The 25,170-nt window shown below is 47.9% G+C and carries 20 protein-coding genes and 1 pseudogene; 14 read left to right on the top strand and 7 right to left on the bottom strand.

Annotated features, from left to right (window positions below):
- Window positions 1-18: 18 nt before the first annotated feature.
- From AC58U0_RS28940 to AC58U0_RS28925, 4 genes are all read right to left on the bottom strand, one after another.
- Entirely contained in the window at window positions 19-753 is a 735-nt protein-coding gene (locus AC58U0_RS28940) for a DUF421 domain-containing protein (RefSeq protein WP_497382299.1), read from the bottom strand.
- A gap of 110 nt (window positions 754-863) precedes the next feature.
- On the bottom strand, window positions 864-1,718 hold the full coding sequence (locus tag AC58U0_RS28935; RefSeq protein ID WP_497382298.1) for an SDR family oxidoreductase: 855 nt from the start codon (window positions 1,716-1,718) through the stop codon (window positions 864-866).
- A 594-nt stretch (window positions 1,719-2,312) separates the two neighbouring features.
- A complete protein-coding gene (locus tag AC58U0_RS28930) occupies window positions 2,313-2,813 on the bottom strand; it encodes a DinB family protein (RefSeq protein ID WP_497382297.1) in 501 nt (166 codons plus the stop codon).
- A 155-nt stretch (window positions 2,814-2,968) separates the two neighbouring features.
- Window positions 2,969-3,913 (bottom strand): helix-turn-helix transcriptional regulator, encoded by a 945-nt coding sequence (locus AC58U0_RS28925; protein ID WP_063860399.1) that lies wholly within the window; start codon window positions 3,911-3,913, stop codon window positions 2,969-2,971.
- Between the two features lie 179 nt (window positions 3,914-4,092).
- Here AC58U0_RS28925 and AC58U0_RS28920 point away from each other — a divergent pair, with 179 nt between their 5' ends.
- Complete coding sequence (locus tag AC58U0_RS28920) at window positions 4,093-4,899, top strand: YybI family spore inner coat protein (RefSeq protein ID WP_497382296.1); 807 nt, start codon at window positions 4,093-4,095, stop codon at window positions 4,897-4,899.
- 74 nt (window positions 4,900-4,973) lie between these two features.
- Here AC58U0_RS28920 and AC58U0_RS28915 read toward each other — a convergent pair whose 3' ends face one another.
- Window positions 4,974-6,203 (bottom strand): aminopeptidase, encoded by a 1,230-nt coding sequence (locus tag AC58U0_RS28915; protein WP_497382295.1) that lies wholly within the window; start codon window positions 6,201-6,203, stop codon window positions 4,974-4,976.
- A gap of 84 nt (window positions 6,204-6,287) precedes the next feature.
- On the opposite strand from AC58U0_RS28915, the gene AC58U0_RS28910 reads away from it, so the two are divergent.
- The 4 genes from AC58U0_RS28910 (at window position 6,288) to AC58U0_RS28895 (ending at window position 11,049) form a co-directional block, all read left to right on the top strand.
- Window positions 6,288-7,952: a glutamine--tRNA ligase/YqeY domain fusion protein gene (locus tag AC58U0_RS28910; protein WP_497382294.1), complete on the top strand. Its 1,665-nt coding sequence runs from the start codon at window positions 6,288-6,290 to the stop codon at window positions 7,950-7,952.
- A gap of 177 nt (window positions 7,953-8,129) precedes the next feature.
- Window positions 8,130-8,834, top strand: coding sequence for a response regulator transcription factor (locus AC58U0_RS28905; protein ID WP_057302796.1), 705 nt, complete (start codon window positions 8,130-8,132; stop codon window positions 8,832-8,834).
- Complete coding sequence (locus AC58U0_RS28900) at window positions 8,828-10,240, top strand: sensor histidine kinase (RefSeq protein ID WP_497382293.1); 1,413 nt, start codon at window positions 8,828-8,830, stop codon at window positions 10,238-10,240. The genes AC58U0_RS28905 and AC58U0_RS28900 overlap by 7 nt, the downstream gene beginning before the upstream one ends.
- 68 nt (window positions 10,241-10,308) lie before the next feature.
- Window positions 10,309-11,049 (top strand): hypothetical protein, encoded by a 741-nt coding sequence (locus AC58U0_RS28895; protein ID WP_497382292.1) that lies wholly within the window; start codon window positions 10,309-10,311, stop codon window positions 11,047-11,049.
- A 479-nt stretch (window positions 11,050-11,528) separates the two neighbouring features.
- Here AC58U0_RS28895 and AC58U0_RS28890 read toward each other — a convergent pair whose 3' ends face one another.
- On the bottom strand, window positions 11,529-12,707 hold the full coding sequence (locus AC58U0_RS28890; RefSeq protein WP_497382291.1) for a winged helix DNA-binding domain-containing protein: 1,179 nt from the start codon (window positions 12,705-12,707) through the stop codon (window positions 11,529-11,531).
- 172 nt (window positions 12,708-12,879) lie between these two features.
- On the opposite strand from AC58U0_RS28890, the pseudogene AC58U0_RS28885 reads away from it, so the two are divergent.
- From AC58U0_RS28885 to AC58U0_RS28855, 7 genes and pseudogenes are all read left to right on the top strand, one after another.
- A pseudogene (locus tag AC58U0_RS28885) lies at window positions 12,880-13,713 on the top strand (DUF72 domain-containing protein).
- A 383-nt stretch (window positions 13,714-14,096) separates the two neighbouring features.
- Window positions 14,097-15,107, top strand: a complete 1,011-nt coding sequence (locus AC58U0_RS28880; protein ID WP_497382290.1) for an ABC transporter substrate-binding protein — start codon at window positions 14,097-14,099, stop codon at window positions 15,105-15,107.
- 235 nt (window positions 15,108-15,342) lie between these two features.
- Window positions 15,343-15,702, top strand: coding sequence for a Na-translocating system protein MpsC family protein (locus tag AC58U0_RS28875; RefSeq protein ID WP_497321216.1), 360 nt, complete (start codon window positions 15,343-15,345; stop codon window positions 15,700-15,702).
- A 687-nt stretch (window positions 15,703-16,389) separates the two neighbouring features.
- The gene (locus AC58U0_RS28870; RefSeq protein ID WP_497382289.1) at window positions 16,390-18,744 is read left to right on the top strand and encodes an FdhF/YdeP family oxidoreductase; all 2,355 of its coding nucleotides are present in this window, start codon (window positions 16,390-16,392) and stop codon (window positions 18,742-18,744) included.
- A 242-nt stretch (window positions 18,745-18,986) separates the two neighbouring features.
- Window positions 18,987-21,497: a trypsin-like peptidase domain-containing protein gene (locus AC58U0_RS28865; RefSeq protein WP_497382288.1), complete on the top strand. Its 2,511-nt coding sequence runs from the start codon at window positions 18,987-18,989 to the stop codon at window positions 21,495-21,497.
- A gap of 91 nt (window positions 21,498-21,588) precedes the next feature.
- Entirely contained in the window at window positions 21,589-22,056 is a 468-nt protein-coding gene (locus tag AC58U0_RS28860; protein WP_497382287.1) for a VanZ family protein, read from the top strand.
- A gap of 59 nt (window positions 22,057-22,115) precedes the next feature.
- Window positions 22,116-22,370 carry a hypothetical protein gene (locus AC58U0_RS28855; RefSeq protein WP_497382286.1) on the top strand — a complete coding sequence of 85 codons (255 nt, stop codon included), beginning with the start codon at window positions 22,116-22,118 and terminating at the stop codon, window positions 22,368-22,370.
- Between the two features lie 469 nt (window positions 22,371-22,839).
- On the opposite strand, the gene AC58U0_RS28850 is transcribed toward AC58U0_RS28855, so the two are convergent.
- Window positions 22,840-23,610, bottom strand: coding sequence for a pirin family protein (locus AC58U0_RS28850; protein ID WP_497382285.1), 771 nt, complete (start codon window positions 23,608-23,610; stop codon window positions 22,840-22,842).
- Between the two features lie 163 nt (window positions 23,611-23,773).
- Between AC58U0_RS28850 and AC58U0_RS28845 the strand changes: the two genes are divergently transcribed.
- Both AC58U0_RS28845 and AC58U0_RS28840 read left to right on the top strand, forming a co-directional pair.
- Window positions 23,774-24,190 carry a BlaI/MecI/CopY family transcriptional regulator gene (locus AC58U0_RS28845; RefSeq protein ID WP_057302806.1) on the top strand — a complete coding sequence of 139 codons (417 nt, stop codon included), beginning with the start codon at window positions 23,774-23,776 and terminating at the stop codon, window positions 24,188-24,190.
- A gap of 2 nt (window positions 24,191-24,192) precedes the next feature.
- Window positions 24,193-25,032 (top strand): M56 family metallopeptidase, encoded by an 840-nt coding sequence (locus tag AC58U0_RS28840; RefSeq protein ID WP_497382284.1) that lies wholly within the window; start codon window positions 24,193-24,195, stop codon window positions 25,030-25,032.
- Window positions 25,033-25,170: the final 138 nt, after the last annotated feature.

Genomic DNA, 25,170 nt, shown 5'->3' with positions numbered 1-25,170 from the left:
AAAGACGAACGGACGCTATCAGATCAGCGTTTGTTCGTCTTTTTCATTGGTGTCTAAATCGGCATACATACGTATTTGATCTTGATCATCTATGGTAGCTAGTTCAACATCCTTCATATCGAGATGTGCAGCCTGAGTTTGAGCTTCCAGCCATGCGTGGTCTTTTCCTAGCTGAGCGAGTATTTTGTCGTCGCTGGAACCTTCAACAATAATCGGCTTCACGAGTGAGAAAGACGATGTAGGTATGTACATATCTTTCGCGGTGACAGGGTGATACTGAGGCTCGAGGAACACGGAAATGATTCCCCCTGGCTCCCACAGCGCAAGTGCGACTTTGGCTATATCTTCAATCTGCTGCTTGCGCAGCTCAGAGAATAGGTGATCTACAGAAATTTTGGCTTTGCGCAGATTTTTCATTAGAATCTGTCCATTTTTAATTAACCTGAGAGGCGGCGGGTCTAAATAATGCTTAAGGAATTTCCATTTTAGACTTAACCAGGAGGTTGTCATATATAGGACTACGATTACAATCGTGGTGATCATGGAGCCTGTTAATGCTAATTGCTCGTCCGAGAGCGGGTGAGCAATAATATTTCCAAGAATGAGAGCAATAATGAAATCCAAAAACCGCAGCTGGGAGATCGAGCGTTGCCCCAAAGCTTTGGCCGCGATTAATAAGAAGAGATAGGCTGCAACAGCGCGCAAAATCCACTGGATCGTGGTTAGAGATTCTTGGCTATGAAAAAAGTCCAATTCATGTCACACTCCAAAATGGGGGTAAATGCTCGAATAATGTTTCCTCATTTTCCAGTTTTTATCCATGAGGAAAGGGGCGAAGAGTTCCTGAGGAATCCATTCCGCGTCTACTCTGTGGCTGGTGTTAATCCTACTTCGCGTTCGCTCCAAGTCCAAAACTGACGAGCTAGCTCCTCGTCTTGGGCTCTGCCGGAGACAGGCGCGATCTTCCGCCTGTAGTAGTACTCGCCGCTGACCGTCCGCACGTCCGGGCTCGTGGCCAAATATACCGCCGTCTCCGCGCCTTGCGCCGGCGTCAAGAAGAACGGCCGCAGCATCGCATACACGGCCTTGCCGAATCCGGTGTCGCGATCGACACCGAGGTTTGTGCCCACGGCCCCGGGGTGCAGTGAGTTGGCCGTGGCGGAAGTGCCCGCGAGCCGCTTCGCCAGCTCGCGGGTAAACAGGATATTCGCCAGCTTCGACTGGGCGTATCCGCTCCAGACACGATACCCTCGGGTGAGGTGAGGGTTGGTTAGATCGATGCGCCCGATCTTATGGGCGCCGGAGGAGACGTTCACGATCCGCCCCTGCGGGGAGCGGACGATGGCGTCCAATAGCAGGTTGGTCAGAAGGAAATGGCCGAGATGGTTGACGCCGATCATGGCCTCGAAGCCGTCTGCTGTAGTCTGCCGCTTCACGGTGACGACCCCCGCGTTGTTCACAAGCACATCCAGCACATTGTGCTTGACATGGAACTCCGCGACGCAAGAACGGATGCTCGCAAGGGAGCCGAGGTCGCACAGCATAAGCTCGATGCGCTCCGAGCCGCTCTGCTTTCGCGCTTCGATCAGTGCCTGCTCGCCTCTTTGGCGGCTGCGGCACAGCATGATGACGTAGGCGCCTTGGCTGGCTAGCGCCACAGTAGTGGCCAGGCCCATTCCTGAGTTAGCGCCTGTTACGATGACCGTTTGATTTTGCATAGGTTCGCCTCCTCTTTTGGTATAGCTCATTGCTTATGCCTCGTATTGTTGGATGGGTTATCAATAAATTTTGTTTTAACATTTAATAGTGGTATCCAAGAGAGGAAGCAGCAGGAGCTTCTGTTGTAAAGTATACAATGGAATACCACGATTTATTGAGTGAAATTGGTGTTTTAGGAAATTTCATTGTAGAGAATGCAATGGAATCGACTCTCATGCTTTGAAAAGCCCAATTTTATTGGATTTAATCCAATGGAATGGGCATCCAGGCTGTCAAATCCGTACTTCCACTGGAATTAATCCAATGGAAGTAGCATGCAGGCTTCGAATTCACAAAGTGGGAGTTGAGTGTTCCAGATATGTCTTTGGGGACAACCCTATCGAATGACTTTGAAATATATATTCAATCCCTAAAAAGCCAAAAAGAGCACATGGAGGATGTGCTCTTTCATCTTTCTCGAGTTCTTTCATGTTCATTCAAGCTCTTTCAAGCTCTTTGAAGCTCTTTGAAGCCTCTTCATGTTCATTCTTCTCTTTCAAACTCATCCACAGACAAGCTAGTTCTCAACGAATTCTTACTATATCTACTTTAAATCACACCAACGGCTGCATGCCGCGCTCCAGCCAATCCTCGCGAGTCGGACCGTAAATGTCCGGAACGCGTAGTCCGGCTTGACGCATCAAGACGATCATTTCACCACGATGGTGAATTTCATGCGAAATGAGGATGCGCAGCGTTAAGCCATTGAGCCACTGCTCGCCATACATGTCAGTGCTTTCAGTGAGCTTAGCATCTGTCCACTGGGACTGGATTGCTTCGGCTAGCCCGGCTGAGGAGGAGCGATAAGTGTCGGCAATTGTCTTGGCGGATGCTGGTGCCAGCTCTTCACCCTCGGGAGCTTCGAATTTGAGACCCGTACGTGAAGTCATTTCGTGTACAGTTGTAGCGATATGCCAACCCAATTGTCCTAGCGAGCGGAAATCGGGCGCGATTTGCTGTTTAAGTGAAGCGTCTGTCAAAGTGTCCAGCACGCGCTGGGTAGCTTTTGCTTCATTGTTCCATTCATTTACAAAATCTTCGATTGTTCTAAACATGGGTGAGCCTCCTTAGAGTTTTTCGCCAGAAAAACTGGCGTCGTAAGCATTAACTTGAGTTTTTCGCCAGAAAAACTGGCATCGTAAGCATTCATTTTATTTGTTTCGCCTACTTCATAATCACATTATAGACAACCACCACTGACAACGTCCTGTCAGTGTTCATTTGCATATAGTTGAACGATTTTTTCAGCCTTATCTTTGATGATGGCTGCAATATGGGCTGGCTCAATGATTCGCAGGTTGGGACCATAGCTAAGAAGCATGCCATGAAGCCACGGTTCATCCGGTTGAGTGGCGGTAATCATCAAAGTGCCATCAGCTTGAACGGTAATTTGCTCAGGACGGAAATAATCCTCTACTTGAGCTCGAACGTTCGGCTGCGCATGCAGCACGAGTTTGATGAGTGAGGAGGGGGCTCTTTTGCCCCAGTTATGATCTAACTGTTCTAAGGCTCCTTCTTTGCGTTCAAAGGTTCTCTGAAGCACTTCTATATCCTTCATACGAGATAATCGGAAGACGCGAAAATCTTGACGAAGCAGGCAGTAGCCGTACAAATACCAGCCAAAGCCTTTGACCACAATGCCCATAGGTTCTACGGTTCGCACAGACTGCTCACTTTGGGAAGTAATATATTGAAAGGAAATCAGTTTGGATTCCTTAATTGATGTGCGCAGGGTGCTCAGCTTCTCTTTGTCCTGATTGCTGCCACGCCAAGGATTCATATCAATAATAAGTTGATTGTTTAGGTTAGCGACGGTGTTCTGTTCCGATTTCGCCACGAGAGCGCCGACTTTGTCAAGAAGGTTGCTGATCTCTTGGTCGCCAACGGTAGAGCGGATTCCTTTGAGTCCAACAATAATAGATTGGAGCTCATCGAGGGACAGAAATTGGCGATCCAGCCGATATTGGTCCATAATTTCGTAGCCACCGCTCATCCCTGCATAAGAAACCACAGGAACGCCAGCTTGGTTAATGGCCTCAACGTCTCGATAAACCGTACGTAATGACACTTCAAAACGCTCCGAAAGTTCTTTAGCGCTAATTCTTCTTCGATTTAGAAGCAGCATGGTAATGGCAAGCAGACGATCAATTTTCAAGAAAAGCACCTCATCGATTCATATATGTTAACTTTAACATTCGATTTCAGAGAAAGAATTCCCTTTGTGGAGTTCTGCATACCTGATGGAAAATTTAGAAATAATAAGCCGAATTCAAATCTCAAAGCGGAGAGACTTTGAGCTACGCTCAAAGATCCCTATATTAGGAGTCGGATTACATGTTCAGAAAATGGTTTAAAATCGCCCTAGGCACAGCGATAATTAGTTTACTTTTGAGCAGCTCATCTTTATGGAGAGTTGGCTTCGTGTCCGCTGAAGAGATGCCGCCACCACAAACTGCACAGCAAGGCGAGCTTATACAAACACGTGAGATTGATGTCACTGGTGATGGCAAGCCAGATACGGTATCCCTAATAGGGATGAAGTCGGATAGTAGCAGTCCGTACTATGATAAGCTATTTATTACCGTCGTAGGACCGGATCAGACCCAAGTAGTCATTCCGCTTGAGGGTGGATATAACCCGCAGATGGATTTTTGTGACTTTATTCAGGACAAACTGCCTCAAATCTATGTTTCCGCCGAAACAGGGGGCAGTGGGGGGCTATCCTACTACTATATTTACTCATTGAAAAATAATGTTCCAACTGCTATCCCGCTGCCTAGTCCCCTTCATGTAAAGGCCACCTTCAAGAAAAATTATGTGGTAAAGATGAAACTTGAAGAGACTGGGAAGTCCTTCAAAATTGATATCAAAGACCGCAAGGACGATTACGAGAAATTCGGTGTGTACAAAAATGGCATGGTAGTGAAGCCCATTATTGTGAGTGTCAACGACTATGGCGCTCTGAAGCCGATGGATGTCGATCGGGATGGGTACTGTGAGCTGAAGGGTGCTCAACGAATCACGGGTATTGCGAATGCAGATACACTTGGATACGCCATCTCCGTTTGGAAATGGAAAAAAGGAAAATGGATTTTAAAAGAATCCTCGATTGTCAAAACGCTGCCCGGCAAGTTACGTTGAAAAAAGACCGCCATCTCACGGAGTGCAATTGTTCCATGATGTGGCGGTCTTTCTATGAAGTCATGCTTGCCGTCTTATGCCCAGTTTCCTTTGCGGAACAAAGCTTCGCGGCTTCCATCTGCCAGAATGCCATCGATCTGCATGTCAGCTGAGCCGATCATGAAGTCAACGTGAATTAGGCTCTTATTGTAGCCATTCTGGGTTAACTCCTCGGGGCTCATCGTCGTTCCGCCTTCAATCGTGAACGGATATGAATTACCGAGTGCGACGTGACAGGAAGCATTTTCGTCGAATAGGGTGTTGTAGTAAATGAGTCCTGACTGTGAAATGGGGGAGTCATAAGGAACAAGTGCCACTTCACCCAAATAACGGGCGCCCTCATCCATGTCCAGCATCTTATTCAGCACTTCTTGACCCACCTCTGCGGTTGCTTCAATAACTCGGCCATTCTCGAATTTCAGGCTGAATCCATTGATTAGAGAGCCTTGATAGCTCAGCGGCAAAGTGCTGCGAACGGTTCCGTTCGTGCCATTTCGTGCAGGCATCGTAAATACTTCTTCCGTTGGGATGTTCGGCACGAAGAAAATGCCTCGCTCCGACTCGCTCCCTGCGGCAACCCATTGATGTTTAGGGGCTAGTTCTATGTATAAATCTGTACCAGGAGCTTTGAAATGCAGCTGCTTGTACTTTTTGTTGTTCAGCATATTCTGCTTGTCTGTCAGCGTCTCGATATGCTGTTTCCATGCTGCAACCGGATCATCTTTATCCACGCGAGTTAGCTTGAAAATCTGCTCCCACAGTTTCTTGATGCGCTCGGCTTCGCTCAAATCCGGGAATACCTTAGCCGACCATTCCGCTGTCGGGAAGGAGACCATCAACCAGTTCACCTGATTGCTGCGCAAATATTTCAGGAACCCTTCGCGCGCTGTTGCTGTAGTTTTGCTAGAGATGGCGACCCGTTCAGGGTCTACATCTTTGAGCAAATCGGAGTTAGGCGCGTAGATTTGGAGGAAGGCTGCACCGTCCTTTGCCATCTCTTCCAGGCCGTTTGCTCGCCACATGGGGTACTCGCGCAGCGTGGATTCCGGGGCGTGCTTGAGGCGCAGCGCCTTCACTTCATCGTCGTCCCAGTCGATGACGACATCTTTGGCGCCAGCGTCGTAAGCCTTTTTCGTTAGCTTGCGCACAAAGTCAGCACAGGCGATCGGCGTCATGATGACGACAGTCTGATCCTTTTGTACATTTAATCCGACACGTATGGCAAGCTCTGCATATTTATCTAAGTAATGTTCGAATGTCTCCATCTCGCTGGCTCCTTTATATTTGAGTAACTTTTAGTGTATGATAGAAAATAAAACTTTAACCCGTGGGAGAAAGGCTGGGAACATATGGAAACGAAGAGCGCAGTAGTAAGCACGCCATCCAATTTCATTAAGAACATTGTAAACGAAGATCTGAAATCAGGCAAAGTCAGTCAGGTAGTAACCCGATTTCCCCCGGAGCCGAACGGTTACCTTCATATAGGACATGCGAAGTCGATCTGTCTTAATTTTGAGCTTGCGGATGAATTCAAAGGGTTAACAAACCTTAGATTCGATGATACGAATCCAGTTAAGGAAGATACGGAATATGTAGAATCCATTAAAGCCGATGTCGCTTGGCTCGGTTTTCAATGGGATGGCTTGTTCTTTGCTTCCGATTATTTCGAGGAAATGTACAAACGTGCGGTGGTTTTGATCAATAAAGGTTTAGCTTTTGTGGATGACCAATCAGCGGATGAAATCCGTGAAACTCGCGGGACGCTTACACAGCCGGGTACGAACAGTCCTTACCGCGAGCGCAGTATCGAAGAGAATCTCGCCTTGTTTGAGCGTATGCGTGCCGGTGAATTCAAAGATGGAGAGCGTGTTCTTCGTGCCAAGATCGATATGTCTTCGCCGAACATTAACCTTCGCGATCCAATCATCTACCGTGTCGTGCATGCCCATCACCATAATACGGGAGATGCTTGGTGCATTTATCCGATGTACGCTTTCGCGCATCCACTGGAAGATGCTATTGAAGGTGTTACACATTCCATCTGTACGCTCGAGTTCGAAGACCAACGCCCGTTCTACGATTGGGTTGTTCGCGAGTGCGAGATGCCGAATGTGCCTAGACAGTATGAATTTGCACGCCTTAACCTGACGAATACGGTGATGAGTAAAAGAAAGCTGAAACAGCTTGTCGACGAGAAAGCCGTTGACGGTTGGGATGATCCGCGGATGCCGACCATTTCTGGTCTGCGCCGCAGAGGCTTTACAGCTGAATCCATTCGCAATTTCGCTCGCGAAATCGGTGTAGCTCGCAGCTACAGTGTCGTTGACGCGAAGATGCTGGATCATTTTATCCGTGAGGATTTGAAGTTGAAGGCGATGCGTACGATGGGTGTTCTGAATCCGCTCAAAGTCGTAATCACGAACTACCCTGAGGATCAAGTCGAAATGCTGGATATGGAGAACAACGCAGAGAATCCGGAGATGGGCAATCGCCAAATTCCGTTCTCCCGCGAGATCTACATCGAGCAAGACGATTTCATGGAAAATCCGCCGAACAAATATTTCCGGTTATTTCCCGGCAACGAAGTGCGGTTGAAAAACGCCTATTTCATCAAGTGCAATGATTTCATCAAAGATGAGAACGGCAAAGTGGTTGAGCTGCACTGCACGTATGACGTGGAAACGAAAAGCGGCAGCGGATTTACGGGCCGTAAAGTCAAAGGAACGATCCACTGGGTAGATGCGAAGAGTGCTGTACCTGCGGAGTTCCGTCTGTATGAGCCTCTGATTCTCGATAACGAAGAGGACGAGGATGCTTCGTTCTTGGAGAATTTGAATCCAAACTCGCTGCAAATTGTGCAAGGTTTCGTGGAAGATAATATGAAGCAAGCACAGCCGCATGATAAGTTCCAATTTTTCCGACACGGCTATTTCAACGTAGATCCGAAACATACAACAAGCGACAAACTGGTGTTTAACCTGATTGTCTCGCTGAAAAGCTCTTTTGAAGTGTAAAAATTGGGCTCGGATGAGTTCATATAAGGATTAGACAGGAAGTCCTAGTGAAAACTAGGATTTTTTGTTGTGCTGGAAATCGAGCGCGGTAAAAAACCATTTTGAAAAAATAAATTTTTTGTTCACAAATATCCAGTAATATAAATGATGAATCCTATTTCATAAGGAGCGTGCCGCGTGACAACCGTATTGGTGGTAGATGATGATCTTAATATTTGCCGGATTACGAAGTTATATTTGGAGAAAAATGGATATAAAGTCATAACCGCAAATGATGGTGAACAAGCGCTAACTCAGTTTGATGAGCTGCACCCAGACTTCATTGTACTTGATATTATGATGCCTAAACGTGATGGCTGGGAGGTCTGCCAGAAAATTCGTGCGAAGAGTGATGTTCCTATTCTCATGCTGACGGCTAGAGGTCACGTGGATGAGCGAATTGAAGGATTGCAGATGGGCGCTGATGATTATCTAGTGAAGCCCTTCGACCCGAATGAATTGGTTGCTCGTGTGACGACGATACTCCGCAGGACGCTGCTCCGCACAGAAGCTGCTGCGCCTGCTCATCTATATGAAGTGGGCAGCTTGCGAGTGGATAGCCTATCCCATGACGTGACTGTAGAAGGGCAGTTCGTTGCTTTACCCAAGAAAGAGTATGAGCTATTGCTGTTTTTCGTGCGAAACCCGAATCAAGTATTTACCCGGGAGGACCTGATCGCTAAGATATGGGGTTGGGATTTCGAGGGTGAAGACCGCGTCGTGGATTTATATATTAAACGTTTGAGACAGAAGCTTTCTGCTTTGACGGACAGGAAAGAGGACTGGAGCATCCGTACCGTATGGGGTGTAGGATATAAGTTTGAGGGCCCTGGTGCATGCTGAACTCCTTTTACCGCAAGTTATTATTTATTTATATTTCGATTACCGTTGTGTCCATTCTTGCCATTTCAGGAACCATTGGCTATTCGATGAAACAGAAAACCTATGAACGCAGCGAGAAGCTTCTGCTAGAGAAAGTGGAGCAGGTTGGTGAGCTGGCCAAGGATTTGTTCGATAACTCGACACAGCTGAAGGATTTTCGTAAGCAGATTAGCGCCATTGAGAAGACTTCGAACGTTCGTGTTGCCGTTATCAAGCACCCCAAAGCAAATCTGGATAAGATTCAGGCGGTGGGCGAGGCCCCAGCTCGTAAGGAATGGGTGGAAAAAGTGCTGTCGGGTAATCAAGTGACAGTGCAAAGCAATTTTGCTCAAAACAGTTCGGTGAAAATGCTCATTGTCGGGCGACCCGTCATGCAGGAGAATCGCGTCATTGGCGGGATTTTCTTATACACTCCAATCGTGAATATTCAAGGGACTATCAATGGCATTAATCGAGCGATATTCCTATCTGCTTTAACGGTCGCATTGCTTGCGATTGCTGTCCTGTACTTCGTTTCCAGACATTTTATGAAGCCGATTCAACTCATGAGCAAAACTGCCGAGGCTTTGGCCTTGGGGGATTTCAGCGGAAGGGTACCGGTTAGAGGCAAGGACGAAATCGCCTCGCTGTCAGGATCTCTGAATCGAATGGCCGGTAAGCTGCAGAAAGTAGAAGAGGGACGCAAGCGATTTCTATCTGAAATATCCCACGAGCTGCGGACACCGTTGACGACAATTCGAGCCTCCCTGCAGGGGATAACGGATGGCGTTGTTGAGCCTGAAGACGCGAAGGAATTCATCCAAGTTTCTCTTCAGGAGACGCTTCGGCTGAGCCATTTGGTTGATGATTTAATGGAACTGTCGTCGTTTGAGGAGAAGCAGGTCAAATTAAACCTCCAGGATGTCGATGTACCTGACTTAATAGGGCTGGTGGTTACCCAACTCAAGATGAAAGCTAAAGCAAAGCAGATCGAGCTGAGCTCGGAGGCAGAAGGGCCTTACTTGGTTTATGCGGACGCAGACCGGTTGAGGCAGGTGTTTATCAATTTGCTGGACAATGCCATTAACCATATTCCTGAGGGGTCCTCGGCGGGTATTCGAGTAAAAGTAGTCAAGAATGAACGCTGGATCGAAGTGTGGGATAACGGTCTGGGTATCGCGCCAGAGAAACTGCCGCATCTATTCGATCGTTTCTATAAAACGGACGAAAGCCGCAACCGTTCCGGCGCAGGCCTCGGTTTGACAATCAGTAAACACATCGTAGAAGCTCATGGCGGTTCGATTCGAGTGGAATCTCAACCTCAAATGGGTACGGTATTTAAAATATTTTTGCAGTCACCTAATCTCCGCCGCATGACAAACTTATGACATAACTATTCGGTAAGATAGGGTTCGTAAGGTAAACATAACCATAAACGAATCGAGGAGCGATACTTATGTTGAAAAAATTAACAGGCCTAGCGTTGGTTGGTGCAATTGTATTAACAGTTCCGATTGCGGCTTTTGCTGAGAATGCACAGGGCACAGCTCAAGCGCCGACAAGCAAATCCACTAAACCAGTTAAGCAGCTGCTTCAGGATAAAGCGCAAATTTTTGGCATATCAACAGAAGGTAAAACGAGTGAGCAGATCAAAGCGGAGCTAAAAGCTTTAAGTTCTGCCAAACACACGGAACAATTGAACAAAGCAGCAGCGAAGTTGGGTATTAGCACTGACGGTAAAACAGCGGAACAGCTGAAAGCTGACATTCAAGCGGCTGTTCAAGTGAAGCTGCAAGAAAAAGCGGCGAAACTCGGTGTTAGCGCGGATGGAAAAACGAATAAAGAGCTGAGAGCAGCGCTCAAAGCAGCTGTTTTACCGAAATTGCAAGAAAAAGCGGCAAAGCTCGGTGTTACCACTGATGGAAAAACAAATAAAGAGATTAGAACAGAGCTACAAGCAGCCGCTTTGACGAGCCTGCAAGAAAAAGCAACAAAAGCGGGGGTTGCAACGGAAGGCAAGACAGCCAAAGAAATACGCGCTGCTTTAAAGGCGAGTAAAGAAGGTAAAAAGGCAGAAGCCGTGAATAAAAAAGCCGCGAAATTAGGCATCTCCACGGAAGGCAAGACTACCGAGCAGGTGTTTGCTGAAATAGAAAGTGCACTGAAAGCGAAGTGGGAGAAGCAGGCGCAGAAGTAGGGTGGAGAAGTACTGAAGAAGTACTGAAGAAGTACTGGAGAAGTACTGGAGAAGTGCGGGATAGGAACAAACCTCGAGGGCGGCCTCGGGGTTTGTTTTTTGCGCTCAAAGATAAATGAAATTTTCACGCGGTAAGTGAAATGTTTCAGTGTGTCAGTCTTTTTCGGCTTAAATGGGCTAAAGTTGTAAAACGTACAACAATTTCGTGGTTTTTTTGTCACCAAGCCGTAGTTGTTGTATGTCGTGCAACAATTTAGCTACATTTCATCAAATAGAGTGATTTTTGGGAGAAAATGCTGCATTTTCTACAACATTCGCCGGGAAAACGGGGAAAAGCTAATCTTAATGTTGTATGAAATACAACAATCCCCCTTTGTTCTAACATTGGGACAAGCATAATGAGCTTCCACAGAATACAGACTTTAGCGTCAAACCCTAGTTTCCCATAAATCAGAAAATCTCGAGGGCGTCCTTGGGATTTATTTTTTATGATTAACAAAGAGAATATCTCGCGTATCGGCATCAGGAGCAATGAAATCAAACAACCGTTTCGCTTCCTCAGCAACTTCTATGTGATCAACCTGGGATAATGGCTCGAATAAGTTGATGGTCAAAATAGCCGATTTGCGTTTCTGGGTGATGGACCAAATGCCGCGAACAAAACCATCGACAATCAGCGTGGCCCGGATGATGCCATTGTCTGTGAACACCTGATGCTTGTCTTCATCGCGCATGATGCGGGTGCGATCATCATAGGACAGGAGCATGTTATCGAACTCCGATAGAAAACGTGGCGGTGCTGGGGTTGCAGGGTCCGGCCGAGGAGCGTCCGGCAGGTCGAACAGTTCGTTTCCTTGCTCGTCGCGGAAAGAAAGCAAGCTGGGGCGCAGCCGCTCGATCACCTCGCGCAGCCGAGTAAGCCCGGACCAGACCTGCATATCCTTGACGGATGCAGGTCCGAAGGCCGCCAGGTAGCGCAGCAGCATGGCTTCGGGGTCTTGCCCTTGTGCCAGCGGGCGGCCGAGCCAAGCCTCCGCTGTGGTATGGGCGGCCTGTCCGCTGGCGCCCCAGATGCCGCGGGGCGGCACCTGAACAAGCGGCAGGCTGCAGCGCACCGCTTGAGAGAGGGCAGTGGTATCGCGCTGCGGCCACTGGGCTTGAAGGCGCTTGCCGAGCTCACTGAAGGTGAGCGGCTGCGCCTCGAGGAGCGCTCGACCGGCGGCGGCGAGCGCGTCTAGATCCAGTTCGGCAAGCTTCTTGCCGAACGTGCCCATTAAGGCGCGGTCCTGCACGGACTGCAGGACGGGACGCAGCGTCAGGCAGTCTTCGGCCGTGACGAGATGGATTGTCGAGCGCATGAGGGCGATGCGCACGATGCTTCTGTCCATGATGTGCTGAGACAGCTCCTCATGGCGAAAGTTCTGCAGTCTAGTCCACAACGCCATATAGGGTGGGTTAGGAGCTTGCGCCTGCAGGCCGACGAGGTGCCGGACAGCCTGGAGGACGGGCATGTCCGAGCGCTCGAGGAGCAATTGCCGAGCTAGTAGTGCTCGGTTTAAGGCACGCTGACTGAGGGTGTGGTTGGCAAAGCCGGTCATGGCGGGTTTAGTAATGTCCATTTTAGCGCGGCCCTCGTCTGAAGAATTGATTAACGACATGTGGATGTGCCTCCTATAATTTGAACGATCATTCGCTATATAAATTCCATTATATAACAACTTACTGACAGCGTAATGTCAGGGAGATATGCCTGTTTTATGACCAGACAAGTTGTTTCTGTTGGTATCGGTCGCTACAATGGGAGTAACGAATATCCGTGAGGTGAAGGGTATGATCAACATCGGTCTAGCTGGCTGGGGCGACCATGAGTTAGGCGGCAGCAAAGGGAAGCTGCGGGAATATGGCGCACACTTTCCGATTGTGGAAGTGGATACATCTTTTTACGCGATCCAACCGGAGCGCAATTATTTAAAATGGAACCAAGAGACACCAGAACGCTTTGGTTTCATTATTAAAGCATACTAAGGGATGACGGGTCATCTGCGGGGAGAGAATCCTTTTGCCGGCGGGATGGAGCAAATGTTTGAGGTGTTCCTACAGTCAATTCGACCTATTCAAGAAGCGGGAAAGCTTAAAGCTGTTCTGTTTCAATACCCACCTTGGTTTGATTGCAGCAAGACGAATGTGGATGTGCTGCGTGATGCTAAAGAGAAAATGGGCGATGTACCCGTAGCGCTGGAATTCCGCCATCAGAGCTGGTTTACGGAGGAAATGCGCGAAAAGACGCTCACCTTTATGCGGCGAGAGGGTTGGATGCATAGCATCTGTGATGAGCCGCAGGCCGGGATTGGTTCGGTGCCGACCGTGCTGGAGGTTACACACCCCGAGGTGACAATGGTTCGATTTCACGGCCGCAATGTTGGCGGTTGGGTGCAAAACAACGAGGCGAACTGGCGTGACGTACGGTACTTATACCATTACAATCAGCAAGAGCTGCTGGAGTGGAAGACGTGGCTGCTAGAGTTGCAACAGCAAACGCGAGAGGTATGCGTGATCTTCAATAACAATTCAGGCGGACATGCCGCAGGGAATGCGAAGGAATTGATGGGGCTGCTAGGTTTAGAATATGAAGGGCTGGGACCACGTCAGTTGGATTTGTTTTAGCAATTGAAAAAGGCTTGTTTGTTTGCGTGTTTACAGATTTTCGGGCTATAGTAAGTGTTATAAGTAATTGGGGCTGAGTATAAGCAAATGAGGAGAGTTAGACAATGGTTGGTGCCATCATCTTAGGTATTATTGCCCTTTTGATCATAGTGGGTCTGACATTCTGGGTAACGAAGAAAGCGTATTCCCGTAAATGGGATGAAGAGGATAACGATTGAGGATAGAGACACTGACTACGAAATGGAATGCCAAAGCGCCAGCCTTCAAATGAAGGTTGGTCTTTTTTTTGCCAGTAGAGATATTGACATTTGATAGTAAAGGAATTAGGATGTTATAGATAATGATAATCATTCTCATAATGGTTGAAGGAGAGATAACTATTTATGCATACCCATTTTTCTGCTGCAAATCGTACATATGGAGTTAAGCTGTTTATTCTTGCTATGATGATCATGCTGATCCTAGCTGGTTGCGGACAACAAACAGACAATTCGAAGTCGGATGCTGCAGCTACCGCGAATACGAAGAAGGAAAGTCAGCCCGCTCAGTCGGAAGAATATACCGTTAAACATGCCATGGGCGAAACAAAGATAAAAGGCACTCCCCAAAAGGTTGTCGTGTTAACAAATGAAGGCACGGAAGCCGTTCTCTCGATGGGGATTAAGCCTGTTGGTGCGGTGAAGTCTTTTACATTAGGGGATTGGTATGATCATATCAAAGCGGATATGGAAGGCGTGAAAATAGTTGGGGACGAAAACCAACCAAATCTAGAAATGATCGCTTCCCTAAAGCCTGATTTAATCATCGGAAATAAGGTGCGTCAGGAAAAAGTGTACGAGCAGCTGTCAGCTATTGCTCCCACCGTATTTTCGGAGAGACTTTCAGGCGATTGGCAGATCAATTTCAAGCTGTATGCGGAAGCTTTGAACAAAAAAGCTGAGGGCGATAAAATCATTGGAGATTTCGAGAAGCGTATCACAGATTTCAAAGCAAAAGCAGGCGATCAGTTAAAGACGAAGGTATCGATTGTTCGTTTTATGCCGGGTAAAGTTCGTATTTATATGAAGGATACATTCTCCGGTGTTATTCTCAATAAACTGGGCTTCCAGCGTCCTGCTTCGCAGAATCAAGATAAATTCGCAGATGATCTGACGAAGGAACGTATTCCGGATATGAATGGGGACATTCTATTCTATTTCACATGGGATAACGAAAAGGGCGAAGCGAACAAAATCGAGCAAGAATGGACGAATGATCCGCTTTGGAAAAACCTTGATGTAGTGAAACAAGGCAAAGTGCATAAAGTAAGTGATGCGGTTTGGAATACGGCAGGTGGAATTAAAGCGGCTAATTTAATGCTGGATGACTTGGAGAAGTATTTTCTGAAAAAATAATTCGCTTAAAGCAGAAACGCTTATAGTAGGAAGTGAAAGAGTGGACAAAGTTGTCCGCTCTTTTTAGTAGAAAGTATAAGTTTTATTACACTTCGCGTCATCAGTCTTGACAAACGCGCTCGTCCCAGAAGGACGATGGAGTCGTTTATCCTTGTTAAATGAGTCTAGCGGTTCAGTTGTCAGGTATACGCTTTCTTGCTATGATTGAAGCAGTAAATATAAAGGTGGCTGGCCAATGAATCGAATGGAGGCCGAATTTAGTAACCTAGTGAAGGCTTATCGCAAAAAGCATATGGGCAAGGGCCCCGAGCGCGTGATGACGACCTTCTGTAAGTGCTGGGCGATATGCGAAATGGCGGGAAACCTCTCTCCCGTAGAAAAGTTTATGGCGAAAACCGGCGATGGCAGACAAATGCTCCGTACGGCTCGCACGGAAATGGTGAAAGAGATTTATAAGGACCACCCCCCTGTCGAAATGGAGGAGCTGCTTGGCGCGAAGTTCGTTAAGCTGTTCGTCGATATCGATATTGAGCTGGATGAGGGGATGTCGGTGTTCGTTTTTGATCAGGATTTGGAAAAGAAGTTTTGTAAGTAGAGATGATGGCAACCCGATGATCCGAACCTGGCTTCCGCAATGAGGTGATGTAAAAAGTGCATCTATTTTCGGTTGAATAGCGGTGATATCGGAAAAAGCTGCAAATTGTGCAGTAAAATTAGCTGTTTTTGACGTTTTTTCCTGAATTGGTTCAGATTAGCTGTAGGAAATGCATCAAATTCATTAAATCTAGGATGTTAAGGACAATTTGCTGCACTTTATGCAGCTGGGGTCAAAGAAAGCTATTAAATAAGAGAATTTCTATGAAATTCAATAAATAACAGCTCAAATTAGCGCATATACATAGGTAAAGGTGCTTGGCACTTGGTAGCGAACCTGCCGGAGACTAACCACTGTAAGACAAGACTCGAGGCTTCCTCTGATGAGAGGAGGTCTGGGGATTGTTTTGCGGTGGTTTTTTGCTTGCTGGGGTGATGTTAGGGCAGCTAGTAGGTGTACGGAGTAGGGGAAGCAATAGCAATAGCAATAGCGATAGGATGCTGTTAGAGATGGAAGCGGGGGAAGCGACTTGAGGATCTGAGCCAATGGGATAGTAGCTAGAGTGGGGTGTGAGCGAGGGTTACTGGAGAGTTATTCGTAGGTATGAAGGTGAAAAAAGACATAGAGCAAGAGTAAGAGCAAAAGCGTTGAAGGGATATAAATATAGAATCAAAGGAGCGTTTTATTATGGGGAAAACGAAGCATACGGGGCCAATCAAGCTGCCCGCTAAACCAGATCCGAAGCTGTGGGTCAGCAAGGTGCCGTTCGGCCTCGGGAAAATAAAGCCGCAGCATATTCGCGAAACGGCAAAAATCGCCTGGCAGAATCGCGATAATCTGCCCTATGCGTATCGGATTCTGACGCAAGGCGTGTGCGATGGCTGCGCGCTAGGCGTGTCAGGCCTCTATGACCAAACGCTGGCGGGGCCGCATCTCTGTACAACGCGGCTGAATGTGCTGCGTTTGAACACGATGCCGGCGATTCGCGAGGAGCTGCTGCATGCAGACATTGACGAGCTGAGCCGCATGAGCAGCACCGAGCTCAGACAGCTCGGGCGTATTCCTTATCCGCTCATCCGCCGGCATGGGGAGCGGAAATTCAGCCGAGCCACATGGGATGAGGCGCTGGACACGATTGCAGAAAAGATGCGTGCGATCGATCCGAAGCAGATGGCTTTTTACTTGACGGCTAGAGGGATTACGAACGAGTCGTACTATGTGGCAGCGAAGGTGGCAAGGTTGCTCGGCACGAACAACATCGACAACGCCTCGCGTATCTGCCACTCTCCGTCGAAGACGGCACTTAAGCGCTCCGTTGGCGTTGGCGCTTCGACGTGCAATTACAAGGACTGGATCGGCACGGACGTCCTTGTGTTCTGGGGCAGCGTGGCCGCGAATAATCAGCCGGTCTCGACGAAGTATATGTACGCGGCCAAGCGCAAAGGGACGAAGATCATTGTCATTAACCCGTACTACGAGCCGTCCATGGAGCAGTACTGGATTCCTTCGATACCCGAATCAGCGTTATTCGGGACGAAGCTGGCCGACGATGTGTATCAAGTGAACATCGGCGGAGATATTGGCTTCATGAACGGCGTCATGAAGGTATGGTTCGAGATGGAGGAGCGCGAGCCTGGCTCCGCGATTGACCATGCGTTCGTGCAGGCGCACACGAACGGGCTAGAGGAGCTGCGCGCCCACGTGGCGCAGCAGGACTGGACGACGCTTACGCAATCGTCCGGCCTCACCCGCGAACGCATGCGCGAGTTCGCGGAGCTGTTGGCGCGTGCCAAGAGCGCGGTTTTCGTGTGGAGCATGGGGCTCACACAGCACCGCTTCGGCACGGACAACATCTCGCAGGTGGCGAATCTCGCCCTCCTGCGGGGCTTCCTCGGCCGCGAGCATTGCGGGCTGATGCCCATCCGCGGCCACAGCGGCGTACAGGGATCCGGCGAAATGGGCGCCGATCCCTTCAGCCTGCCGGGCGGCGAAATCGCCAACGCCGCCGACCGCGCAAGAATCGAGCAGCTCTGGGGGTTCGAGCTGCCGAAATGGCAGGGTGACATCGTCGGTGTCACCCTAGAGAACGCGCTCCTGCCCGAGGAGCAGGAGCGGAAGCTCCGGATGTTCTACACATCCGGCGGCAACTTCCTCGAGACGATGCCGGACCCGGCATTCGTCCGCGAGGCCCTCACAAGCCTCGATGTCCGTGTTCACCAGGACATCATCTTGAATACTTCCACGCTGCTTGACGCGCGGGAGGCTGTGGTGGTGCTGCCCGCGATGACGCGTTACGAGCAGCCCGGAGGGGGCACGTCCACCTCCACGGAGCGGATGGTGTACTTCTCGCCCGAGATCGCCGGTCCCCGCATCGGCGAAGCCCGCGCGGAATGGGCGATTTACGTCGATCTCGCCCGCCGCGTGAAGCCGGATGCCGCCGAGCAGCTGGGCTGCGGCAGCGCAGAAGCCATCCGCGCGGAAATTGCTCTAGCCGCGCCGAGCTACAATGGCATCCAACACCTGCGTGAGCGCGGTGATGTGTTTCAATACGGCGGCGCGTGGCTGTGCGAGGACGGCGTCTGTCCGACGCCGGATGGCCGCGGCGCGCTCCTGCCGATCGAGCTTCCGGAGCTGCGGAAGCCGGAAGGGCATTTCGCGGTGACGACGCGCCGAGGCAAGCAGTTCAATTCGATGATCTACAGCGACATCGATCCATTCAATGAAGCAGATCGCTACGATGTGCTTATTCATAACGACGACGCTCGCGCTCTCTCTTTGAATGAAGGGGAGGCGATCGTCATCTACAACAGCTACGGCAGCATGCACGGAAGAGTTAAGCGTGCCGACGTAAAACCAGGCAACATTGAGGTGCATTGGCCTGAAGGCAACTCCTTGATTCCCAAAGGCGTGTATGAGCAGTATGCAGGTATCCCGGAGTATAACACGGCAGTCATTGTAGAGAAGGCAGAAACCTACCACGCCCATAAGGATACACGCTACGTTGAGAAACGGATCCAAGAGCTGGAGACAGAAGTGGATTGAAGTGAAGCTATCCTTTTGTCGAAATCTGCCCTGACAGATCTGGCACTTCGCTTGGCTTAGGATCTAGGGATTACGGTTGTTTGCTTCATCCGCAGGGATCAATTATCGGTGAATACACACCCCGAACGCATAACGGAATGTCGATTAAGCCCTCTTTTTGTGGAAATATTTGTATTGTTTCTCTATCTTAATTATGCTAGATTCTAGCTATTGCCATCTTTTGTTAAGAGAGGAACACAACAATGGGGAATTGGAATACTTTTACGAAAAAAGGGATCACCGTGCTGCTCGCAGCCTTCTTACTTGTTTCTCTTCAGGGTCCTGCGCCATCTTATGCAGCCGAGGTGAATGCTGAGGTTCCGAAGGTCATTGAGAAGACATCACCTTCCGTTGTAGCCATTATCGGAAAGCCTTCATCTGATTCGGATAAATCCTTAGACAAGAACCGCTTTAATCTCGCACACGGCACGGGTGTCATTGTGGAATCGAATGGCGTCATCGTGACGAATGCACATGTGGTCAAGGATATGAAGAATATCGCCGTCGTTACGTCGAACGGTACAACTTATAGCGGACGTGCAACGAATATCGACGAGGAGAGCGATTTAGCCTTGGTCAAAATCGATGCCACCGGCTTATCGCCTGCGAAATTCGCCTCTTCCTCCGATATTAAAGTGGGCGAAACCGTTGCGGCAATCGGGACTCCGATTTCTTTTGCCCTTAGGAACTCCGTCACTGTTGGGATTGTCAGCGGGCTTGACCGCTCTGTGAACTCGCAATATCAGCTTATTCAAACGGATGCGGCCATTAATCCTGGTAACAGCGGGGGCGCTTTGATCAACATGAACGGCGAAGTCATTGGTATTAATACGATGAAATATGCGGATATCGGCGTCGAAAATCTGGGGTTCGCGATTCCAGTGGATACCGTCAAATATGTATTAAAGCATTTTCAGCTTTACGGCAAAGTAAAACGCCCTTATCTCGGTCTGGAGCTGGAAGAAAGCTGGGAAGCGGTTGTTGGTTTACCGAGTTCTACGGGCTTAAGAGTTGCCTACGTAGATCCCGATTCACCAGCGGCAGGGGCGGGCATTCAGCAAGATGATCTACTCGTATCGATCGGTGCAAGTAAAGTGAAGACGCTGGTGGATTATAATGAGGCGATTAAGAAGTATTTGCCGGGTGAAACGATCGAAATAACCATTCAATCTGGTAATGCTACCAAATCGAAATCGGTTACACTCGGAGAGGCGCAACAACAGGAAATGAAAAGTTCGCAGGACGCTGAGGGTTCTTACCTGGATGCGGACCGCGGCAAAACGAAAATCGGCGACAGCCACTACGGATGGTCCATGAAATACCCGGCGGGCTTAGTGAAAGGTCATCAGTCCGATGATGGCGACTCCGTCAGTTTCGTGGATGCCAAGGGGGATTTCTCCCTGTCAATTAAAGTGGAGAGCAATCAAAGCGACGAGCTGTCACCTTCAGCACTTCTGAACAGATTGGCAGGCAACGATGAGGATGATTATTCCGGCGCGGCTTCAACTATTTTGGAGCGTCAATATGTGAAGCGTGAAGGTAATCCCTATGCCAAAATTGTTGGTCGTTCAGGGGATGAGGGCTATATCCAGACCCGTGGATACCTTCACCAAGGCAACTTATATACGGTGCAATTATTTGTATCGAAAGAGCATTACAATAACAATTTTAAGCAGAATAGCTACAACGATCTTTTGGATAGCTTTAAGCTTTCCTTTAATGAAAAAGATGAGTCGCTTAAAGACATTTCAGTCTACTCTGGCGGCAATACATCCTACACGAATGAGTATGGCTTATCCTTTGATCTGCCTTCCAATTGGCAGCAAGGCGGTTATACAGGCGGCTCCTCTTTCTTTAATGATGACTATTCCCAAATACTTCATGTCGGCGTAACCTCAGCCTCATCCGGTGATACATTGGGAGCGTGGGCGGAGCGGCAGCGTAAGCAGTTTGAAGCTTCATATGCGCCGAAATACCGCAGTATGGAAGAACCCGAGGAGCTAACTCTTGCTGGTGTGCCTGCTCTGAAAGTGACCTATGCGAGTACATTAGGGAGTAAGTGGAGCGCAGGCTTTTCCCTCCTTTTTATTAAGGATAAGTACAAATATGAGGTGGATGTGAATTATCCGCAAGAAGAAGAGGGGGCTTCTCTAGAGGATCTCTTGAAAACCTTAACAGATACGATCAAAGTGGACAAAGACGGCATGGATCAAGAGCTTGGCTTCATTCAAGATCTGGATGAACTCATGGATCCGAATCGTACAGTTACTTACAAAAATGAGAAGTTTAAATATGCACTGCAAATTCCAGAGATCTGGACCAGCAGCAACTCGTACGATAACAAAGATCAAGTGAATAAGACGTTCCTCTTCACAGGCGGGTACTTAAGCGTAGGTGCAGAAACGAAAACGACTTACGAAGAGATGGTTAAAGAGGAAGATGCCGCTCAGAAGAAAAGTCACGATAACGATAATGACTATACGTTTACCGATGAGGAAATCTCACTTTTCGGTGATGTGAAAGCCAAAAAGTATGAGATCAGCTATGCAAGCGCCAAGATTCCTTACAAGGAAACGATCTATATTTTCAATCAAAATAATATTTCTTACACGGCAACGCTCCGTATGGATGATGCGGTCCGCACCGAAGCCAATCAGGCTCGGCTCAATAAGGCTTTTGAGTCGTTCAAATTTTTGGATGGTGTGAAAAAATAGAGCTGCGCTAATCTAGAAACCTCTCATCGGTCCAGGCTGAAGGGAGGTTTCTTTGTTAGCCTTAGCTGCATCATAAAGGGGATACTTACACATGAATATTAAGCTCGCTCGGACGCTCATCTGGCTGCTTTTCATAGGCTACACGAGCATTTTGCTGTATTGGATGTTTCTAGGCTTCGGGCGGCATATGCACACTACAGGTTCACTTGCTTACAATGTTGTCCCTTTTCGGACAATCCGTATGTATGTGCTGCATGTTGATTCGTTTTCTAGCCAGACTTGGATCATCAATTTGTTTGGCAATATTGGGGTCTTCCTTCCTTATGGTTTTTTACTGCCTTATTTATTTCGCTCCGCAATACGATACGGTACATTCCTCCTGTACTTCGGATGTCCTCTTGTAGGCTTGGAATTGCTGCAAATGCTGCTGCGGGTAGGCAGTTTTGATGTCGATGATGTGATATTGAATGGGCTTGGCGCCAGTATATCCTTTGTTCTTTTCGCGGCTGTTAGACGAAGCTTAGAGGGAAGAGAATCAAATAGAAGGTATAAAATGTGAGCAAATGCCTCAACATAGCGGGTGTAACGAATTAACCCCAGAGGAGGAAATTAATCACCATGACACAGCCTGATTCAAGTCTACAATCACAAAATCCGATATCCTCAGCGCAAAACTCGGTGGATAATGTTCACGCAGCCGTTTCTCGTGCCATGTCTCATCCAACGTCGCAGACGATCGAAGAGGCTCAGAATTCAATCAATCATGCGGAAAGAGCGCTAGAGCAGGCGACGGATCAATCTGATTCACCAGCCGTGCAGCAAGCCGTCCAATCCCTAAACGAGGAAAAGGCAAGGCTCCAGAGTAACCAATAATTAAGAGAGACTCCTCCGTATTACCTAAGAACGGTTTCTTTTTGTTTTAGAAAAACGAGAGGCTGCCCCTCAGTCATTTTTTATGACTTTTGGGACAGCCTCTTTTTACATTCAATTGAGATGTTTTGCGGATTGGGGCTGACACCAAAATGATAAATCCATAAGAAGTACAGCTTTTTCATGGATAGGTGCAGGCAGTCATCTACTATGCTTCCACTAAGGGGAAACTATAGATGCATTTACGTGAAATATGCGCTAATTCAGCAAATGAGGAACGTACAGTCGCTATTTCATTGTTTTTAGCTCCGAATCACCCAAATTTCATCGAATAACGCCCTCTCGTTCCGCTAATTCAACTTTCAGCGCATTTCATCCACTTTAGCGTCTTGTCGTTCCGTTAAGAACAACTCTGCCCCAAAAAGCCCCCTATTGCGGAAGTTTTTGGAACAGCTTCTTGCTTATCTGCTGCTTATTTATGATATAACGTATAGCCCGGATCTTCCGGCACTTCAATAGCAATGATACGCAAGCCTTGATTGCTATCAGCTCTCAGGTGAAGAGCTTCACCTTCCGTAGTAGCTTGGACTATCGCGAAGTCTTTATGGGACCATGCTTGAAGCTTCTCCGCAGCGATCTCACTTGTGCCTTGCCCTCGAATAACGAGGAAGGCTAGCGGGCGGCTTGGCGTAAGTGTGTAGCTGAACTCGGAACCAGGCTCAAGGCTCCAATCGTACATGTTAACGTCCGTATCCAGCTTAATTGGAGAATCTCCGCCTATTACGGTTTTCATCGTTGTTCCGCCATTTTGGCTGATTGAGAATTTCTCATGGTCATATTGATGGTAAGTGGCAGGCTTTTTCACGGTCTCACTAAGGTGCGGCTCGAACCAGATTTGCATCGCTTCGCTGCCTGCTCTGCGGAACGCCTCCGCGTGATAAACGCCGGAACCGGCTTGAATGACTTGCGCACCGCCGTTTGTCACTGTTTCCAAGGAACCAAGGGAATCTTTATGTTCTACGAGACCATCAATGACATAGGTGACAATTTCGAACGCTTTATGAGGATGCATACCGATCTCAGATACTTCGGAAGCCTTGCCCCATGCCCAGTAGAATAAGGAGCCGACGCGGTCAACAGCCGTTTTCTCACCCGGAAAGCTGATAGCTCGTTGTTCCAGGAACTTTCCTCCGTCAAAAGCGCCAACACCCTGTTGCTCAGCTGAAAATACTTGGATTTTCATAGTAGCAGCCCCTTCGCTATAAAATATTTATTTACTTACTATATGTAAGTATTATAAGTCTTTTCTTTCCGGCTGTCAAAGCCTGCCGCTTACGAAACTTGGGTAGATCTTGACTTCACATCTACCGCGATCTACAATTTCTTATGTAAGGAGTGTGACTATAATGAAAATGCAAAACTTTAAATATGAAGGAAGCGGACTTAACCGCTTTTTCGGCCCCTTAGAAGCAAAGATTATGGAAATTCTCTGGACCAACTCCCTTGAAATGACGATTAAAGATGTCCAACAGAAGTTGGATCAAGCTAAAATCATTAATTTCAATACCGTAATGACCGTTATGAATCGCTTGGTAGACAAAGGAATTCTGCAAAAGAAATCCGTTGTAAGATCGTTTAAGTACAAACCCGTCGTTACGAGAGATGAGTTCATGGAAACCCAATCCAAAGAGCTTACTTTTGACCTTATCGAAGAATTTGGTTCTTTGGCAGTCACCCATATGGTGGATGCGCTTGATAAAGTAGACCCCGATCTGCTTGACAAGCTGGAACAAAAAATTAAAGATATCAAAAAGGATCGATAACAATGATGGAAACACGGTTTAAATGGTTATATGCAGCGTCACTTGCGTTATCGGGGGCTATTTTAGGACAGATGTTACTCTTTGCTCTTCAACATATTTTTAAATGGAAATCGTTATATAATATATTTGATTTGTGTGTTATTTTATTCAAAGATCTTCATGTACCTGCACCCATTGCTTGGAATGTGGTGAACGCTCTTATCCTTTACTCGTTTAGTGCAATCCTTTGGATCTCGGGTCGGCATGCCCTCGGCTCCATTAAAGCGATGAAGCTCGTAGAGATGTATCAAGACTCTCATCTATCAGAGCAGTACCGCAATAAATTTCAGCTTGGCGAAGGTCAATTCCAGATCATTTCATACAAAGCTCCCATCGCGATGACGATAGGACTTTGGAAGCCGCGGGTGATCTTATCTTCTGGGCTTATGGACATGCTGGAACCTAACGAGCTGCGCGCCGTTATTGAGCATGAGAAGTGCCATATGAGGCACAGAGATCCACTCGCGATCTTCCTGCTTTCGATGATATCCAAGTCGATGTGGTACATTCCGATATTCGCTTGGATGGCAGATAAATACCCCATTATGATTGAACTTCGGGCAGACAAGTATGCCATTACACAAACGAACCAGTCTGCACATCTAGGCAGTGCTCTCCTCAAACTACTCAAACAATCACCAGCACCGCATGTATCCTTATCTCACGCCTCATTCGCCGAAACATCAATGAATGTACGCATCATGCATATTCTCGATCCACAGATGAAAATCTCATTCAAATGGCCCTTCGTTCGGCTGCTCATTTCGCTCTTAACAATTATTTTACTTGTGGGACTTATCTAAGATAGGATACCTTGATACTAATGGATTACATGCAGCAGTCGGAGCCATGTCAGATAAGTTGACGGGCTTCGACAAAAAATGCAGAAAAGTCTTGACTTTTCGGATATCCAAAACTACACTTTGTAGTGGGAATTCATA

It is taken from the genome of Paenibacillus sp. J31P190, assembly GCF_059692075.1.
Note: the sequence above shows the minus strand (reverse complement) of the source record. Positions and strands in the feature narration are given on the sequence as shown.